This is a genomic window from Brenneria goodwinii (assembly GCF_002291445.1).
Lineage (GTDB): Bacteria > Pseudomonadota > Gammaproteobacteria > Enterobacterales > Enterobacteriaceae > Brenneria > Brenneria goodwinii.
Genome location: NZ_CP014137.1, coordinates 4,104,663 through 4,120,126 on the forward strand (window position 1 = coordinate 4,104,663; position 15,464 = coordinate 4,120,126).

Consider the following 15,464-nt stretch of genomic DNA (forward strand, 5'->3'; position numbering starts at 1 on the left):
CATCCCATCCCCACGCGATATCAAACGCGGTTAATGGCTCACGCCTGCGCCAGTTTCGCCACCAGTTGCGTTTTATTCAACGGCACGCAATAGCAGGGCGTATCGCGTTCAAAACGCCAGCCTTGCGCGAGCGCGCCGGCATCCACGCTATCAAAACCGATCTGATGCAAAAATTCGGCGACCTGCCGCTTCGCCTGCGCGTCATCGCCGGCAATCGGCAGCGCGCGGCGATCGGCTGCTCCCGCGGTTCTGGCGTCGTTCAGCAGATCTTTGGCATAGATGGCATTAAACGCTTTCACCACTTTCGCCCCCGGCAGCATTAGCGCCAACATTTCGCTGGTGGTGGTTTCATGGTTGTCGAGCTGCGGATAGCGTCCGTCCCGATCCGGGTAGTAATTGTTGGCGTCCATTACCACTTTTCCCTGCAGGGCATCGGCAGGCAACGTCTTCAACTGGTTAAACGGGATCGCCACCAGCACCAGATCGCCAAATGCGGCAGCCTGCTCTACCGTGCCGCCTTCGCATTTCAACGTACGCAACGTGCTGAAAATCGTTTCCGGGCCGCGAGAGTTGCTCAGCATCACCTTATGCCCCGCTTTTATCGCCAGTTCGGCCACGCCGCGGCCAATAAACCCTGCGCCAATTATTCCAATGTTCATTTCTCACCTCTGATAAATACGGTCGATAAATCCACGATCGGTGGGTGTAATGACAATATTTGATTACGAATAACGGATAAATAGGCCTTTCTTTACGACAGATGAAACGATAAGTTTCTAATCGGGCATCGTTAGCGGAGGAAACGTAATGGACAGACTCACCAGCATGGCGGTTTTTATTAAGGCCGTCGACTGCGGTTCGTTTGCCGCGGCGGGCAACGCGCTTAATCTTTCGCCGCAGATGGTGGGTAAGCATGTATTGACGCTGGAAACGCAGGTCGGCAGCACGTTGCTGCACCGCACCACCCGCCGCCAGAGTCTGACCGAGGCCGGGCGCCTGTACTATCAGAGCTGTAAACGGGTTTTACAAGAAGCGGAAGACGCCGATCGGCTGATGGCGTCAATTCATGCCGAACCCGCCGGGCTGTTGCGGGTCAATGCGCCCGTCACTTTCGGCGCCTGTAGCCTGATGCCCGCCGTCACCCGCTATATGCGGCAATATCCGCAGGTTCAGGTGGAGCTGACGCTCTCGGATCAGTTTGTCGATTTATTGGAGGATGGCTATGAAGCCGTGCTGCGGATCGGTCGGCTTGATGATTCCTCGCTGATTGCGCGCGAGTTGATGCCTTACCGCTGCGTGGCCTGCGCCTCACCCGCCTATCTTGCCGAACGGGGCATGCCGCTCAAGCCGGCGGATCTGCTGGAGCATGAGTGTCTGGGATTTACCTACTGGGCGAATAAGCCAACCGGAAACTGGGTCTTCGCCAAAGAGGGCAAAACCGAGCATGTGCATATCAATAGCCGCCTGCAAATCAACGATAGCAAAGCGATGCTCAGCGCCGCGCTGGAAGGCTTCGGCATTGTATTGGGCGCGGAAGTCTTGCTGAACGAGGCGCTGGCGCGCGGGGATTTGGTGCGTATCTTGCCGGACTATGAAACGCCTTCACGTCCGATGCATCTGCTGTTTCACGGCGAACGCCATCTGTCGTCGCGCCTGCGCACCTTTGTCGATTTCATCATGCGGGAATTTAGTCCTCACCCGCAGGCATAGCCGACGCCGCGTCCCACCTGGCCGTCCGGCAGATCCGTCTTTATCACCATTTTTTCTGCACAATAAAGGGGCAATGGCGCACTACCGCCAGGCAAAGGGGATAACGTTTATCCCCTGTGCTAACGATTTACGCCTCTGGCGCTTTTCCATAACTTATTAATTTTTACTTTATTAACAATAAGATAATGATTATCTCCTCATTCTATTTCCCAATTTGACAGACTGGCACGCATCATGCTTATGTAATTTCATGCAAGTTACTTGAATAAAATGAATGCCACTTTCACCAGGGGAATACTATGATACGACGCAAGTTCACCACCGCCTTTTGCGCGTCCGCACTGTGTGTGGCCAGCGCCCTTGCCTTTCCCGTTCACAGTGCCGACCTGCTGGATAGGATAAGCGCCAATAAAACCATTACCATCGCCACCGAAGCCCGTTATGCCCCGTTTGAGTTCGTGCAGGACGGGAAAATCGTCGGTTACGATGTTGACCTGATGAACCATATTCTGCAAAAACAGCTGCCGGACGTGAAGGTGAAGCAGTTGGACCTGCCGTTTCAGGGCATTCTGCCGGGGCTGGACGCGAAAAAGTTTGATTTCGTGGTGACCGCCGTCACCGTGAATAAACAGCGCGTCGCCCATTTTGCCTTTACGGTGCCGATAGCCGAATCCACCGTCGCCCTGCTTAAGCGCGAAAATGATACCTCCATCACCTCGCTGGACGATCTCAACGGCAAAGTGGTCGGTTCACAGGCCGGCTCCGGCCAGTTGCAGATTTTGCAGTCGTTTAACCAGCAATTAAAAGCCAGCGGCAAGCCCGGCATCAAAGAAATTAAACAGTACGTCTCCTTCGATGAGGCCTATGCGGATTTGGCGAACCGCCGTCTTGACGGCGTCGCACAGTCGTTGGCGAATCTCGGCCCGCTGATCAAAAGCCGCCCCGGCATCTTCAACACACTGCAACCGATGCTTGGCCCTACCACCTACTTCGGCTGGGTAGGCCGTAAAGACGAAGACAGCGCCAGACTGGTAAAAATGTTCAGCGACGGCATTGCCGAAGCCAACCGCGACGGCACGATGAAAGCGCTACAGGAGAAATGGTTTGGCTTCACGATGACCGTTCCGGCGGATCAAATGCCTGAGCCGAGTCTGTAAGGGAGACGCATGGCGGACTTTTACGCACAGTTCCTCTCCTGGTCCCCGGTTCTGCTCAACGGCGCCGTCACCACGGCATCGTTGTGCCTGACCGCTATCGTCGCCGGTTTCTTCGTCGGAGTGGGCATCCACCTGATGGAGCGCAGCCGGCTGCGGCTCTGCCGGGGGATCGCCGGCGCCTGGGTCAGCCTGTTTCGCGGCACGCCGGTACTGGCGCAGATGTTACTGTGCTTTTATTTACCCGGCGAACTGGGGCTGGAAATTTCCAGCTATCTCGCCGCCGCTTTAGCCCTGACGCTGAATACCGCCGCCTATCAATCGCAAATCCTGCGCAGCGGTTTTGCCGCCATCCCGCCCGGTCAACTGGAGGCCGCGGCGATCTGCGGTCTGAGCGCCCGCCAAACCCTGTGGCGCATTCAGGTGCCGCAGGTGCTGCGCCTGACGCTGCCGTCGCTGATCTCCGAGTTGATCGACGTGGTGAAAGCCTCCGCCGTGGTGTCGATTATCGCCATCACCGATCTGATGCGGGTAGGCCAGCAACTGGCCTCGGCAACCTATCAGCCTTTGCGGGTTTATATCGCCACGGCGCTGGTCTACCTGCTGCTCACCAGCCTGCTGGCGCTGGCGGGCCGCTATTTTGAACGCCGTTGGGTTAAGGAAAGAACATGAACGAGCTGCTTCTCTACTTACCCGACTACCTGCGCGCGATGGGCGTTACGCTGTGGATCAGCGCCTGCTCCGCCGCATTCGGCGCGCTGCTCGGTTTCTTACTGCACGCGGTGTGCCGCAGACAAGCATGGCTCTATGCCGCATGGCGGTTCTATGTCTGGGTGATTCGCGGCACGCCCTATCTGGCGCAGTTGGCGGTCATTTACTTCGGTCTGCCGTCGGTCGGCGTCATGCTGAGCGCCGTCGAGGCCACCATTTTATCGCTGACCTTGTACAGCGCCGCCTACTTCAGCGAGATCTTCCGCGCCAGTTGGCAAAGCATTGCCCGCGGCCAGTTGGAAGCGGCGGCGGCGCATAATATTTCGCCGTGGCAGAGCTTCTGGCATATCCAAACGCCGCAGGCGATGCGCTTCAGCCTGCCGATGCTCGGCAATCAGTTCATTCTGACCATAAAAGAGAGCGCGGTGGCATCGGTGATCACCGTTCCCGAACTCACCATGACGACGGGACAGATCGTCGCGAATACCTATACCTATGTCCTGCCCTACGCCTTGCTGATTCTGAGCTACTGGCTGCTGGCGCAGGGCGTCAGTCTGAGCGTTCGCCTGCTCAGCCGCTGGCAAACCTCGAAAGGATAACCCTATGGCAGAAACGCTTATCGAACTGCGCGGCGTCGGCAAGTCATTTGATGGCAACCGGGTGCTGAAAGATATCAATCTGGCCGTCAGCGCGGGCGAGATCGTCACGCTGATTGGCCCGTCTGGCTCAGGGAAAACCACCGCCTTACGCTGCATGAACTTTCTGGAAGCCTATGACGAAGGCGAAATCTGGATTAAAGGCCAGCTATTGGGCTACAGCGGGCCGGGGCGCGAACCGCGGCATCGTGATAGCCCGGCGCTAATTGCGGAAGTCCGCCGCCCGCTGGCCATGGTGTTTCAGCAGTTCAACCTTTGGCCGCATATGACCGTGCTGGAGAACGTAACCGCGCCGCTGGTGCTGGGGAAAAAATTATCGCGTCAGGAAGCGCGGCAACGGGCCGCCGCCGCGCTGGCGCAGGTCGGCATGAGCGAAAAAGCCGCCGCCTGGCCATCCCGGCTGTCGGGCGGGCAACAGCAGCGCGTAGGCATTGCCCGCGCGCTGGCGCTGGAGCCGGAACTGCTGTTGCTGGACGAGCCGACGTCGGCGCTCGATCCCGAACGGGTCGAAGAGGTGCTGGATGTGATCAAAGCGCTGGCGCAGAAAGGCATCACCATGGTGATGGTGACCCATGAAATGTCGTTTGCCGCCCATATTTCGTCGCGCATCGTTTTTATGGCTGACGGCGGCGTGGTGGAAAGCGGGCCGCCCGCTGCGCTGTTCCGTAATCCGCAAACCGAACGCCTGCGGGCCTTTCTCGCGCCGTGGTTTCAGCGCCCTTTACAATTAGATGAATCAGGATGCGCCGATGGTCAGTGAACAAGGAAAGCGAGCCGCGAACGGCGTCAGTCAGGCGCGTTTACTCAACAATCTGGCCGCGTTGGCCCGCTTCGGCGCGCTGCCTTCCGGCGGGGTAAATCGGCAGGCGCTCTCCGCCGACGATCTTGACGCACGCGCCTGGCTGATCGAACTGGCGCTATCGCTGGGCTGCGAGGTGTCCACCGATGCGTGCGCCAATCTGTTTATTCGCCGCGCGGGAATGCAGGATCTGCCGCCGGTAGTTACCGGCAGTCACATTGATACCCAGCCGAGCGGCGGCAATCTGGACGGATGCTACGGCGTGATGGCGGGCATCGAGTGTCTGAGCGCGCTTAATGAAGCCGGGATAACGACCCAAAGGCCGCTGGAAGTGGTGGTCTGGACCAACGAGGAAGGCAGCCGCTTCGCCCCCGGCGCGATGGGCTCCAGCGCCTTCGTTAATCCAGACTGTCTGGCCGGCTATCTGGATAACCAGGATCGGGACGGCGTCACCGTCAGCGCGGCGCTGACCAACTGCCACCGCCGCTTTGCCGATCTGCCGCGCCGCGTTAAATACCCGATGGCGGCATTTATCGAGCTGCATATCGAACAGGGGCCGGTGTTGGAACAGGCCGGGCTGTCGCTGGCGACCGTACAGGGCATTCAGGGCGTCAGATGGTATCAGATCCGCTGCGTCGGCCAGAGCGCCCACGCCGGCACCACGCCGATGAACCGCCGCGCAGACGCCATGACGCTGGCGCGCCGTCTGACGGATCGCATCGAACGCGCCGTGGCCGATGTACCGGCCGACCAGTTGCGCTTAACCTTCGGCTGCTGGCGGGTGGCTCCCAACGCCATCAACACCGTGGCGGGCGAAGTCAGCTTCACCATCGATTTCCGCTCCCCCGACGACGATGCGTTAACCCGCTTTGATGCGCTGATAGCGGGGCTTGCCGCCGACAATGTGATTGTTACCCCATCGCTGCGCCAGCCGCCGATCGCGTTCGATGCGCATCTGCTGGCGCAGCAACAGGCGTGCTGCGACGCGCTGGATATCCCGACCGCTAAACTCGTTTCAGGCGCGTTTCACGACGCGATGTATCTGGCCCAGCACTGCCCGACCAGCATGTTTTTCGTTCCAAGCCGTAACGGCGTCAGCCATAACCCGGCTGAATATACCGATCCCCATTCGCTCTGGCTTGGCGCCAGAGCCCTCGCCTGCTGTCTGACAGAACTGGCAAACCCATTAACAGGAGTCAATTCATGAGCACGATCAACTACCCTGCCTGCTGTGAAAAAGATAACGGCACCGCACTCGGCACCAATGCCACCGCCACCTCGCCGATTTCCGCCGACGGCACGCCGACGCCCGGTGAACTTTACACCGTACCGGCCCGCTGCGGCCGCGCCGTGCGTCTGCAAAAGGGGCAGGTTATCCGCATTATCAACACGCCGGGAAGCCAGGTGTGCGATACCTGGCTGTTCAACAGCGACGATCTGAGCGAGTTCTCCTCCATGGAACACACGCGCGCGTTCATTGACAAAATCATCCCCCAACCGGGCGATGTCTTGGTCACCAACCATCGCCGTCCGATCGGCACGCTGCTGACCGATACTTCGCCGGGCATTCACGACACCATGATTGCCGCCTGCGATCTGTTCCGTTACAGCAATATGGGGATCACCGAATACCACGACAGTTGCGCCGACAACATGCGCCTGGCGCTCAACGCCATCGGCCTGCGCGCCCGCGAAGTGCCGCAGCCGCTGAACCTGTGGATGAATACCCCGGTCAACCCCGATTACACCATCTCCTGGCTGCCTACCGTCAGCAAAGCGGGCGATTATGTAGAGATCCGTGCCGAATTAGATTGCATCGTGGTCATGTCCGCCTGTCCGCAGGACATCGTGCCAATCAATGGTTGTAATCCTCAGCCAATTCATTTTAGTGTAATTGACTAATCAGCCATGCTGCCCGTTGTCAGGCGGACGACGAGCAGCGCTTACTTTCACAATCGACAACTCGTTATGAAAAAAAACGGCGATACCGGCAATACTGTATTATCCAATCTGGGCATGCGGCTACGGCACGCCCGGCTGGCGCAGGAAATGACGTTAAAACAGCTGGCGAAGAAGGTGGAGTGCTCTGAAAGCCTGCTGTCTAAATTGGAAAACGAGGTGGCGACGCCGTCTCTGGCCATGCTGCACCGCCTGGCCCACTCGCTGGAAACCAATATTTCAGACCTGATGGCTGAAAACTGGGTCGCGGACTCACCGGTGCTTAAGCCGGAACAGCGGCGGCGAAAACGTTTCCTGCAACGAAATAAACAGGGCGGCATTGAACTGGAAAACCTGACGCACAACCATAAAGGCGGCTTGCTGCAGGGGAATATCCACATTATTGAGCCGGGCGTTGCCAGCGATGGCCTGATTGAACACCACGGCGAAGAGATGGGATATGTGATATCCGGCGATATCGAATTGTATCTGGGGGAGGACACCCACCGTTTAACCGCCGGAGACTCCTTCTATTTTCCCAGCCACATCCCCCACGGCTATTGCAATATTGGTAAAACGGCCGCCCACGTGCTGTGGGTCAATACCCCGGTCACCTTTTGAATCGCGTATTTTCTCCCTTCCAGCCTGGCCGATGCCATACCGCGGCCAGCGCGTAATACCGGCGCTGGTTTAGGTTTAACGGCCACGGCATACGGTATAACGCCCGCCAGGCTGCGTTTAATCCGTTCGCCGCGTCGTGTCGCATGATGAATCCTTGACCTTTTTTAGTGCGAAATCTCAACAACCTGCTCCATTTCTGCACAGCTTATTCCGGCGGCCCGCCGCATTAGGGCGACTGCGGCTCGGCGAACGGAAAATGAACGGAAAATACGCACGGTTTTATCCGCCGCCTTTTCCGTTTCTCCACCATCACGAATCACGGCGAAGGCCCGGCCGGCGCGGCTCAAACGCTGTTTTCCCCCTCTTCGACGCCATAGCCGAACCACGCATCCCAGCCTCTGTTTCTCCTTTCTTTAGCCACAAACAAAAAGCAGGCATGAAATTTGCTTTAATAAAAATCAAGTTACTTGAAAGAAAGTTAATTTAATTGAATAGGAGAATAAAGATGGCCACCTTGCTTACCCCGCGTCCCTTTACCGTACTCCATCGGATAGCGGCCGTCGCCGCGGTTTCGATAACGCTGGCTTACGCCAGCCTGGTCAACGCGCAACCGTTGAAAGTGGCCATCGTGATGGCCGGTAATATCACCGACCATTCGTTTAATCAATCCGGCTATGAAGGCGTGATGCAGGCGGGCAAAGCGCTGGACATCGAAGTCGCCTACAGCGAGAAAGTGCCCCAGCCCGATCAGGCGCAGGCCTTGTCAGACTACGCCCGCCGCGGCTACGACATCGTGATCGGTCACGGCGGCGAGTTTCAGGACGCGGTTGACCGGGTCGCCAGACGCAATGCCAACACGCAGTTCCTGATCGTCAACGGGACGAAAAGCGGCGGTAACGTCTCCACGCTGGCGTTTGACATGAAAGATATGGGCTATGTCATCGGTTATATCGGCGGTAAAAGCTCGCAAACCGGCGTCGGCGGTTTTATCGGCGCGCAGAAAATCAAAGCCTACACCGACCTGAACGACGGTTTTGTCGAGGGCTTTACCGCCGCCCGCCCGGACGGCAAGGTGTTAAGCGCCTGGACCAACGACTGGGACGATCTGGCGAAAGGCAAAGAAGCGGCGCTGAACCTGATTGACCAGCAGGCGGACGCCCTGTTCCCGACCATGGATAACGCGGTGCTTGGCAGCCTTCAGGCGATAAGAGAGAAAAATAAGCAGGGTTTCGGCATTTACTATGATGCGCTGCAGGACTGGCCGGATAATCTGCTGCAATCCGCGGTGCTGGATATGCGCGGCGCGCTGTTGGCGATTCTGACGCAGGCCCAGAAAGCGCCGCTGGCGGGCAAGACCTATGTCTACGGCTTCGAGACGCCGGCGGCGTTCCGCCTGGGCAGCTACGGCAAGGGCGTATCGGAGCAGACCAAAACCGAGGTTGCCGCGCTGATTGAGGAGATCAAGCAACGCAATGCCGCGGCGGCTCAGCCATAATGGATTACCTGCGCATTGACGGCCTGAGCAAACGCTTCGGCGATTTCACCGCGCTGGATACGGTTTCGCTTCACGTTGGCAAGGGCAGCATCCATGCGCTGCTGGGTGAAAACGGCGCCGGTAAAACCACGCTGATGAATATCCTGTACGGTCTGTACCAGCCCGACGGCGGGCAGATCAGCCTGGCAGGCGCCCCGCTGAGAGCCTCCTCGCCCAAGCAGGCGCTGGAAAACGGCGTCGGGATGATCCACCAGCACTTCATGCTGGTGGATAACCTGACCGTGCTGGAAAACGTGATCCTCGGCGCCTCCGGCGGGCTGCGATTGCGGCTGGCGGAACACCGCCGCAAACTTATCGACCTGAGCGAACAGGTGGGCCTGGACATCGATCCCGATCTGCCGATATGGCAGTTACCTATCGGCATGCGCCAACGGGTCGAGATCCTCAAGGCGCTCTATCGCAACGTCGACCTGCTTATCCTCGACGAACCCAGCAGCGTTCTCGGCCCCGAAGAGATAGACGCGTTTTTGCAGATCCTGGACAGGCTGCGCGGCATGGGAAAAACCATGCTGTTCATCACCCACAAGCTGGACGAAGTATTCCGGGTCTGCGACCGGGTGACGGTGCTGCGGCGCGGCAGAGTCGTGGGAAATGCGGAGATTGCCGAGACCACCCCGCAGGCGGTTTCCCGGCTGATGGTCGGCCGCGAGCTACCCAAGCCGCCCGCGCTGCCGCCGACGCCGCCGGGCGAGGTGGTGCTGACGGTTTCGTCGCTCTGCGCCAACAACGATCGGGGAATAGCCGCGCTGCGCGATATCTCGTTCCAGATCCGCGCGGGCGAAGTGCTGGGTATCGCCGGCGTCGACGGCAACGGCCAGTCGGAGCTGGCCGAAACCATTACCGGTCTGCGCCAGCCCACCTCCGGCGATATCAGCGTGCGCGGAGAATCGATGCTGGGCCATGACGTCGGCGCACGCCGGCAGCGTTTCAACGTGGCCTACGTCCCGGAAGATCGCCATAGCACCGGTTTGGTGCTGGATTTCTCCCTGTGGCAGAACGCCATGCTGCGCGACGCCCGGCGCGCGCCCTTTGCCCGCAACGGATTGATCGACGCCCATACGGCTCAGGAAATCACCCGTAGCTGGTGCGAAAAATACGATATCCGCATGCATACGGTGAATCAGAAGGTGCGCTTTCTGTCCGGCGGTAATCAACAGAAGTTAATCTTTGCCCGCGAAGTGGAATGCGATCCGGCGCTGCTGGTGGTGATGCAGCCATGCAAAGGACTCGACGTCGGCGCCGTCGAAGCCGTACAGCGCGTGGTGCGCGAACAGCGTATGCAGGGCAAGGCGATACTGTATATCTCGACCGAACTGGATGAAATCATGGTCATTTCCGATCGTATCGGCGTAATGTGCGCCGGCCAGCTTACCGGTATGTTGACGCGCGCCGAGGCGACCACGGCACGCATCGGCGAACTGATGACCAGCGATGTGGTGGAGGGCGTCAACCATGACTAATCTACGGCAGATACTCTACGGTTTACGCATGGTACTGGCCGTGCTGGCGGCGTTTGCCGTCGGCTCGTTGCTGATTCTGGCGACCGGCCACAGCCCCATCTACGCCTATCACGCGCTGTTTCAGGGGGCGTTTTTCGACTACTACGGCCTGGCCGATACGCTGACCAAAATGAGTCCTATGCTGCTGGCCGGGCTGGCGGTCATCATTCCGATGCGTTGCGGCTTGTTGAACGTGGGCGGCGAAGGGCAGATCTATATCGGCGGGCTGGCGGCGGCGGCCGTCGCGCTTTATCTGCCGGCGGCGCCCGCCTGGCTGCATCTGCTGCTGTGCCTGCTGGCCGGCATGCTGGGCGGCGGGCTGTGGGGCGCGATCCCCGGCTACCTGCGCGCCGCCCGCGGCATCAACGAGGTGATAGTGACGCTGCTGATGAACTATGTCGGCATCAATATCGTCAGCTATTTCGCCGGCGGCCCGATGATGCAGGCAGGCGCGCCCTACCCTTACTCTTACGAAATCAGTGAAAGCCTGTGGCTGCCGATTTTCCTGCCGCAGACCGATACGCATATCGGCGTGTTCATCGCCGTCGCGCTGAGCCTGTTGGTGTTTTGGGTTTTACGCTACACCACCGTCGGCTTTTCCATGGCGGCGGTCGGCAAAAGCCCGAAAGCGGCGCACTATGCCGGCATGTCCATCAAACGGCATTTAATCGGCAGCATGATCGCCGGCGGCGCGGTGGCCGGGCTGGCGGGGGCGATAGAGGTCGTCGGCGTCAAATACCGGCTGTATCACCTGTTCAGCCCCGGCTATGGCTATGACGGCATCGTGGTGGCGTTTATGGCCAGCCTTAATCCGCTGTTCGCCACGCTATCCGCCTTTTTCCTGTCCGGCTTAAGCACCGGGGCGCAGTATATGCAACGGGCCATCGGCCTGGATGTCACGGCGATCGAAGCCTTGCGCGGCCTTATCGTTATCTTTGTCGCCGCCGGTCTCATCTGGAAGATCAGACAGCAAAAACCGCCTGCCGCCGTTAATCCGCCGATTCTTTCTTCCCTTTCATCCCGGAGTCAAAAGTGATGGATGCCACCTATCTCGCGATCGTCTCAACCGGGTTACGCCTGTCCGTACCGCTGATCTTCGCCGCGCTGGGCGGCATCTGGTCGGAGCGCGCCGGCGTGTTCAATCTGGCGCTGGAAGGCAGTCTGCTCAGCGGCGCTTTCGGCGCGGCGTTGGGCAGCTTCTACTTCCACAGCGCCTGGGCCGGACTGGCGGTCGGCCTGTTCGCCGCCGGGCTGACCGGCCTGCTGCTCGCGGTGATGACCGTCTGGCTGTCAATCAATCAGATGGTGGCGGGCATCGCCATCAACATGTTCGTTATCGGCATCACCGCCTTTCTCTCGCGCATCGTGTTCAGCGGTCAGGGCGCGTCCGACAGCCTGACGGGCTTTACCGCCGTCGCCATTCCCGGACTCTCCTCGCTGCCGGTGGTGGGGAACCTGTTGTTCAATCAGGATGCGCTACTGTATCTGATGTATGCGCTGGTGCCGCTGGCCTGGTGGCTGTTATTCCATACCTCCTGGGGGCTGAATCTGCGCGCCACCGGCGAGTACCCGCGGGCGGTGGACAGCGCCGGCCTGTCGGTATTTGGTATTCGTTTTATCAGCGTGATCGGATCCGGCGCTATCGCCGGTCTGGGCGGATGCTACCTGGTGCTATCGCAGGTGTTTATGTTTACGGAACACATGAGCGCCGGCAAAGGCTTTATCGCACTGGCCGCGCTGATACTGGGCCGCTGGCACCCGATCGGCGCCGTGGCGGCCTGCTTGTTGTTCGGGCTGGCGGATGCGCTCCAACTGCGGCTGCAATTCAGCCATCCTGACGTACCCTATCAACTGTTCGTCGTTCTGCCCTATGTCGCGTCGATCGGTGCGCTGATTATCTTTGCCGGGAAAATCAAGCCGCCCGCCGCCGCCGGAGAACATTACCAGCGCGGGGGAAAATAACGCTCGCGCCCTTTTTTTTCACTTTATCGCCAGGCAATGCTATGACAACAAAACACAGTATGATCAAAAACCCCATTCCGTGGCCCAACGGCGCGCGCTGCGCCGTGGCGATCACCTTTGATGTGGACGTGGACAGCTTTCTCCATCTGCAACGTCCGGCCGACAGCTATAAGCGGGTCAGCACGCTTTCAACCCTGCAATACGATCCGCAGGTCGGCGTGCCGAGGATCCTGCAAACGTACCGCGAACTGGGTCTTAAGCAGACGTTCTTCGTGCCGGCGTGGTGCATTGAGCGTTATCCGCAGATGGTGGAAGCCATCGTCAGCGACGGCCATGAGGTCGGCCACCATGGCTATATCCATGAACACGTCAACGAGCTTAGCGAAGCCGAAGAACGTTTCTGGCTGCGCAAATCCATTGAGATTATCGAACGCCACACCGGAAAACGTCCGCGCGGCTTTCGCGCTCCGCTGTATAACTTTTCCCCGGCCACCACGGATCTACTGATAGAAGAAGGGTTTCAGTACGATGCCTCGCTGATGGGAGACGACATGCCTTATCTGCTGCGCGGTAACAAAGGGCATCTGGTGGAGCTGCCCACCCATTGGGCGATGGACGACTGGCCGCCGTATGTGCATATGAGCGATATCGACTACGTGATGCCGATCCGCTCGCCGCAGGAGGCGATCGGCGTGTATAAGGCCGAATTCGACGCCATGTGGGAGTACGGCGGTCTGCTGGTGGCGGTGTGGCACCCGTTCGTCACCGGACGGCTGGCCCGCTGGCATGAAACGGTGCGTTTTATTGAATATATGCAGTCGCGCGGCGGCGTATGGTTCGCGACGCTTGAAGAGATCGCCGCCCACGTGAACCAGATCCATGCCGCGGGACAGGCGCCGCTACGCGAGGAATCCATGCCGCCCTATCCGGGGCCGGTCACCTACGACAGGTTCTGATGCGAGATCAATCCGCGCCGCAATTGGGCTTTGGGCTACGAGCCGGCGCCAACCGAAGGATGGCACTGGTTTGTTGACATTGATTTTGTAGGCATCCCTTAGCCCCACAGGGGCGCCCCGTCCTCACATTGAATCAATAACCGATGGCGGCTCCCGCCGGACGGCGGATGTCGTTGGCGCCGTACAGATAGCCTTCGCGCACTTTGCCGGATAGCGCGGAGTCATTGCCGGAATTGGCGGGCGTCACCCCCGCCACGCCTGGCAAGCCGACCAGAATCAGCTCTGCCGCGCCCCAGGGCGTTTGCTCGACCATCTTGTACCCCCGCAGTTTCAGCAACGCCAGCGTATCCGCCGACAGGCCGCGTTGTTCGTAATAGACCTCATCCGGCAACCACTGATGGTGGATGCGCGGCGCGTCAACCGCCTCCTGCGGCGCCATGCCGTGGTCGATGACATTCAGCGCCGTTTGCAGCGTAATCGAGATAATGCGCGAACCGCCCGGCGAACCGAGCACCATGAATACTTTTCCGTCTTTCGTCACCAGCGACGGGCTCATGGATGATAGCGGGCGCTTACCGGGGGCGATGGAGTTACGCTCTCCCTGCACCAGTCCGTACAGGTTTTTCTCCCCGACTTTGGTGGTGAAATCATCCATTTCGTCGTTGAGGAAGAAGCCGGTGCCCGGCGCAATGACCACCGCGCCAAAGCGGCCGTTGACCGTATAGGTGGTGGAAACGGCGTTTCCCTGATTATCAACAATCGAATAGTGGGTGGTTTCCGGTTTCTCATGCGGTCCGATCCCCGGCTCCACCTGCCGCGACGGCGTGGCGTTCTCCGGCTCGATTTTACTGCGGATTTCCGCAGCGTAATCTTTACTTAACAGGCGATTCACCGGGTTGCGCACAAATTCCGGATCGCCCAGATAGGTATTGCGATCCATATAGGCGTGACGCATGGCTTCCGTCAGCACATGCACGGAAGCCGCGGAATTAAAGCCCATGGCTTTGAGATCGTAACCTTCCACGATATTCAGAATTTCACATATCGCGATGCCGCCAGAGCTGGGCGGCGGCGAGGAAACGAACGTATAACCGCGGTAATCACAACTCACCGGCGCGGTTTCAGTAATGTGGTAATTGGCGAAGTCGGCCGCCGTCAGAATACCGCCGCCCTGTTTTGCCGCCTGCTCGACCGCCAGCGGAATTTTTCCCTTATAGAAAGCGTCCGGGCCGTTATCGGCAATGGCCTGCAAAGTATTCGCCAGATCGCGCTGCACCAGTTTATCGCCGGGCTGCAACGGGCTACCGTCAGGACGCAGGAAGATACGCGCGGATTCCGGATCGTTTTTAAAACGCGCAACCGTGGTATCCAGAATGTCGGTGTCCGCCCTGGTGAGTTCAAAACCGTAGCGCGCCAGCTTGATCGCCGGCGCCATCACCTGTTCGCGGCTCAGCCTGCCGTACTTTTGCTGCGCCGTATCCAGCCCCAGCACCGTGCCCGGCACGCCGGCGGCCAGATAACCGTACAGGCTGGCGCCTTTCTTCACGTTGCCCTCGGCATCAAGGTACATGTCGGCGCTCGCCGCGGCGGGCGCGGTTTCACGAAAGTTAATGAATGTATCTTTGCCGTTCGCCAGATGAATGGTCATAAACCCGCCGCCGCCGATATTGCCGCAGCAGGGGTTAACCACCGCCTGGGCATAACCCACGGCGACGGCGGCATCAATGGCGTTGCCCCCCATCTTCATGATATCGACCCCGACCTGCGAAGCCAGATACTGCGAACTGACCACCATGCCGTTTTTCGCTTCCACCGCCGGGGCGGACGCCGCCTGCAACGCTCCGCTGAACAACAATGCCGTCACGGTCAACGACACGAGCAATTTCCCTTTTTTCATAATAAC

General features: G+C 59.2%; 15 protein-coding genes. 13 read left to right on the forward strand and 2 right to left on the reverse strand.

The window, feature by feature from the left end:
• Positions 1-38 precede the first annotated feature (38 nt).
• Positions 39-659 (reverse strand): NADPH-dependent F420 reductase, encoded by a 621-nt coding sequence (locus ACN28R_RS18240; RefSeq protein ID WP_095835138.1) that lies wholly within the window; start codon positions 657-659, stop codon positions 39-41.
• A 148-nt stretch (positions 660-807) separates the two neighbouring features.
• On the opposite strand from ACN28R_RS18240, the gene ACN28R_RS18245 reads away from it, so the two are divergent.
• From ACN28R_RS18245 to ACN28R_RS18305, 13 genes are all read left to right on the forward strand, one after another.
• Positions 808-1,710: a LysR family transcriptional regulator gene (locus tag ACN28R_RS18245; protein ID WP_095835139.1), complete on the forward strand. Its 903-nt coding sequence runs from the start codon at positions 808-810 to the stop codon at positions 1,708-1,710.
• A 299-nt stretch (positions 1,711-2,009) separates the two neighbouring features.
• Positions 2,010-2,867, forward strand: a complete 858-nt coding sequence (locus ACN28R_RS18250; protein WP_048636712.1) for a transporter substrate-binding domain-containing protein — start codon at positions 2,010-2,012, stop codon at positions 2,865-2,867.
• A gap of 9 nt (positions 2,868-2,876) precedes the next feature.
• A complete protein-coding gene (locus ACN28R_RS18255; protein WP_048636713.1) occupies positions 2,877-3,536 on the forward strand; it encodes an amino acid ABC transporter permease in 660 nt (219 codons plus the stop codon).
• Positions 3,533-4,174 (forward strand): amino acid ABC transporter permease, encoded by a 642-nt coding sequence (locus ACN28R_RS18260; protein WP_095835140.1) that lies wholly within the window; start codon positions 3,533-3,535, stop codon positions 4,172-4,174. The genes ACN28R_RS18255 and ACN28R_RS18260 overlap by 4 nt, the downstream gene beginning before the upstream one ends.
• Before the next feature lie 4 nt (positions 4,175-4,178).
• Complete coding sequence (locus ACN28R_RS18265; RefSeq protein WP_095835141.1) at positions 4,179-4,991, forward strand: amino acid ABC transporter ATP-binding protein; 813 nt, start codon at positions 4,179-4,181, stop codon at positions 4,989-4,991.
• Positions 4,981-6,237 (forward strand): M20 family metallo-hydrolase, encoded by a 1,257-nt coding sequence (locus ACN28R_RS18270; protein WP_121514193.1) that lies wholly within the window; start codon positions 4,981-4,983, stop codon positions 6,235-6,237. The genes ACN28R_RS18265 and ACN28R_RS18270 overlap by 11 nt, the downstream gene beginning before the upstream one ends.
• Positions 6,234-6,932, forward strand: coding sequence for a DUF1989 domain-containing protein (locus tag ACN28R_RS18275; protein ID WP_048636717.1), 699 nt, complete (start codon positions 6,234-6,236; stop codon positions 6,930-6,932). Before ACN28R_RS18270 ends, ACN28R_RS18275 begins: the two co-directional genes overlap by 4 nt.
• Before the next feature lie 66 nt (positions 6,933-6,998).
• On the forward strand, positions 6,999-7,589 hold the full coding sequence (locus ACN28R_RS18280; protein ID WP_048636718.1) for a cupin domain-containing protein: 591 nt from the start codon (positions 6,999-7,001) through the stop codon (positions 7,587-7,589).
• Between the two features lie 505 nt (positions 7,590-8,094).
• Positions 8,095-9,084 carry a BMP family protein gene (locus ACN28R_RS18285; RefSeq protein WP_095835143.1) on the forward strand — a complete coding sequence of 330 codons (990 nt, stop codon included), beginning with the start codon at positions 8,095-8,097 and terminating at the stop codon, positions 9,082-9,084.
• Positions 9,084-10,604, forward strand: a complete 1,521-nt coding sequence (locus ACN28R_RS18290; protein ID WP_095835144.1) for an ABC transporter ATP-binding protein — start codon at positions 9,084-9,086, stop codon at positions 10,602-10,604. Before ACN28R_RS18285 ends, ACN28R_RS18290 begins: the two co-directional genes overlap by 1 nt.
• Positions 10,597-11,679, forward strand: coding sequence for an ABC transporter permease (locus tag ACN28R_RS18295; RefSeq protein ID WP_095835145.1), 1,083 nt, complete (start codon positions 10,597-10,599; stop codon positions 11,677-11,679). Before ACN28R_RS18290 ends, ACN28R_RS18295 begins: the two co-directional genes overlap by 8 nt.
• Positions 11,679-12,605 (forward strand): ABC transporter permease, encoded by a 927-nt coding sequence (locus tag ACN28R_RS18300; protein WP_048636722.1) that lies wholly within the window; start codon positions 11,679-11,681, stop codon positions 12,603-12,605. The genes ACN28R_RS18295 and ACN28R_RS18300 overlap by 1 nt, the downstream gene beginning before the upstream one ends.
• A 41-nt stretch (positions 12,606-12,646) precedes the next feature.
• Positions 12,647-13,561, forward strand: a complete 915-nt coding sequence (locus tag ACN28R_RS18305; protein ID WP_095835146.1) for a polysaccharide deacetylase family protein — start codon at positions 12,647-12,649, stop codon at positions 13,559-13,561.
• Positions 13,562-13,694: 133 nt separating this feature from the next.
• On the opposite strand, the gene ggt is transcribed toward ACN28R_RS18305, so the two are convergent.
• Positions 13,695-15,458, reverse strand: coding sequence for a gamma-glutamyltransferase (gene ggt, locus ACN28R_RS18310; RefSeq protein ID WP_095835147.1), 1,764 nt, complete (start codon positions 15,456-15,458; stop codon positions 13,695-13,697).
• Between the last annotated feature and the right edge of the window lie 6 nt (positions 15,459-15,464).

Excerpts from the sequence above, each read along its gene's own strand:
- ACN28R_RS18265 (WP_095835141.1), top strand. The coding sequence starts at position 4,179 with ATGGCAGAAACGCTTATCGAACTGCGCGGCGTCGGCAAGTCATTTGAT.
- ACN28R_RS18260 (WP_095835140.1), top strand. The coding sequence starts at position 3,533 with ATGAACGAGCTGCTTCTCTACTTACCCGACTACCTGCGCGCGATGGGC.
- ACN28R_RS18295 (WP_095835145.1), top strand. The coding sequence starts at position 10,597 with ATGACTAATCTACGGCAGATACTCTACGGTTTACGCATGGTACTGGCC.
- ACN28R_RS18245 (WP_095835139.1), top strand. The coding sequence starts at position 808 with ATGGACAGACTCACCAGCATGGCGGTTTTTATTAAGGCCGTCGACTGC.
- ACN28R_RS18255 (WP_048636713.1), top strand. The coding sequence starts at position 2,877 with ATGGCGGACTTTTACGCACAGTTCCTCTCCTGGTCCCCGGTTCTGCTC.
- ACN28R_RS18250 (WP_048636712.1), top strand. The coding sequence starts at position 2,010 with ATGATACGACGCAAGTTCACCACCGCCTTTTGCGCGTCCGCACTGTGT.
- ACN28R_RS18240 (WP_095835138.1), bottom strand. The coding sequence starts at position 659 with ATGAACATTGGAATAATTGGCGCAGGGTTTATTGGCCGCGGCGTGGCC.
- ACN28R_RS18290 (WP_095835144.1), top strand. The coding sequence starts at position 9,084 with ATGGATTACCTGCGCATTGACGGCCTGAGCAAACGCTTCGGCGATTTC.
- ACN28R_RS18275 (WP_048636717.1), top strand. The coding sequence starts at position 6,234 with ATGAGCACGATCAACTACCCTGCCTGCTGTGAAAAAGATAACGGCACC.
- ACN28R_RS18280 (WP_048636718.1), top strand. The coding sequence starts at position 6,999 with ATGAAAAAAAACGGCGATACCGGCAATACTGTATTATCCAATCTGGGC.
- ggt (WP_095835147.1), bottom strand. The coding sequence starts at position 15,458 with ATGAAAAAAGGGAAATTGCTCGTGTCGTTGACCGTGACGGCATTGTTG.
- ACN28R_RS18300 (WP_048636722.1), top strand. The coding sequence starts at position 11,679 with ATGGATGCCACCTATCTCGCGATCGTCTCAACCGGGTTACGCCTGTCC.
- ACN28R_RS18305 (WP_095835146.1), top strand. The coding sequence starts at position 12,647 with ATGACAACAAAACACAGTATGATCAAAAACCCCATTCCGTGGCCCAAC.
- ACN28R_RS18285 (WP_095835143.1), top strand. The coding sequence starts at position 8,095 with ATGGCCACCTTGCTTACCCCGCGTCCCTTTACCGTACTCCATCGGATA.
- ACN28R_RS18270 (WP_121514193.1), top strand. The coding sequence starts at position 4,981 with ATGGTCAGTGAACAAGGAAAGCGAGCCGCGAACGGCGTCAGTCAGGCG.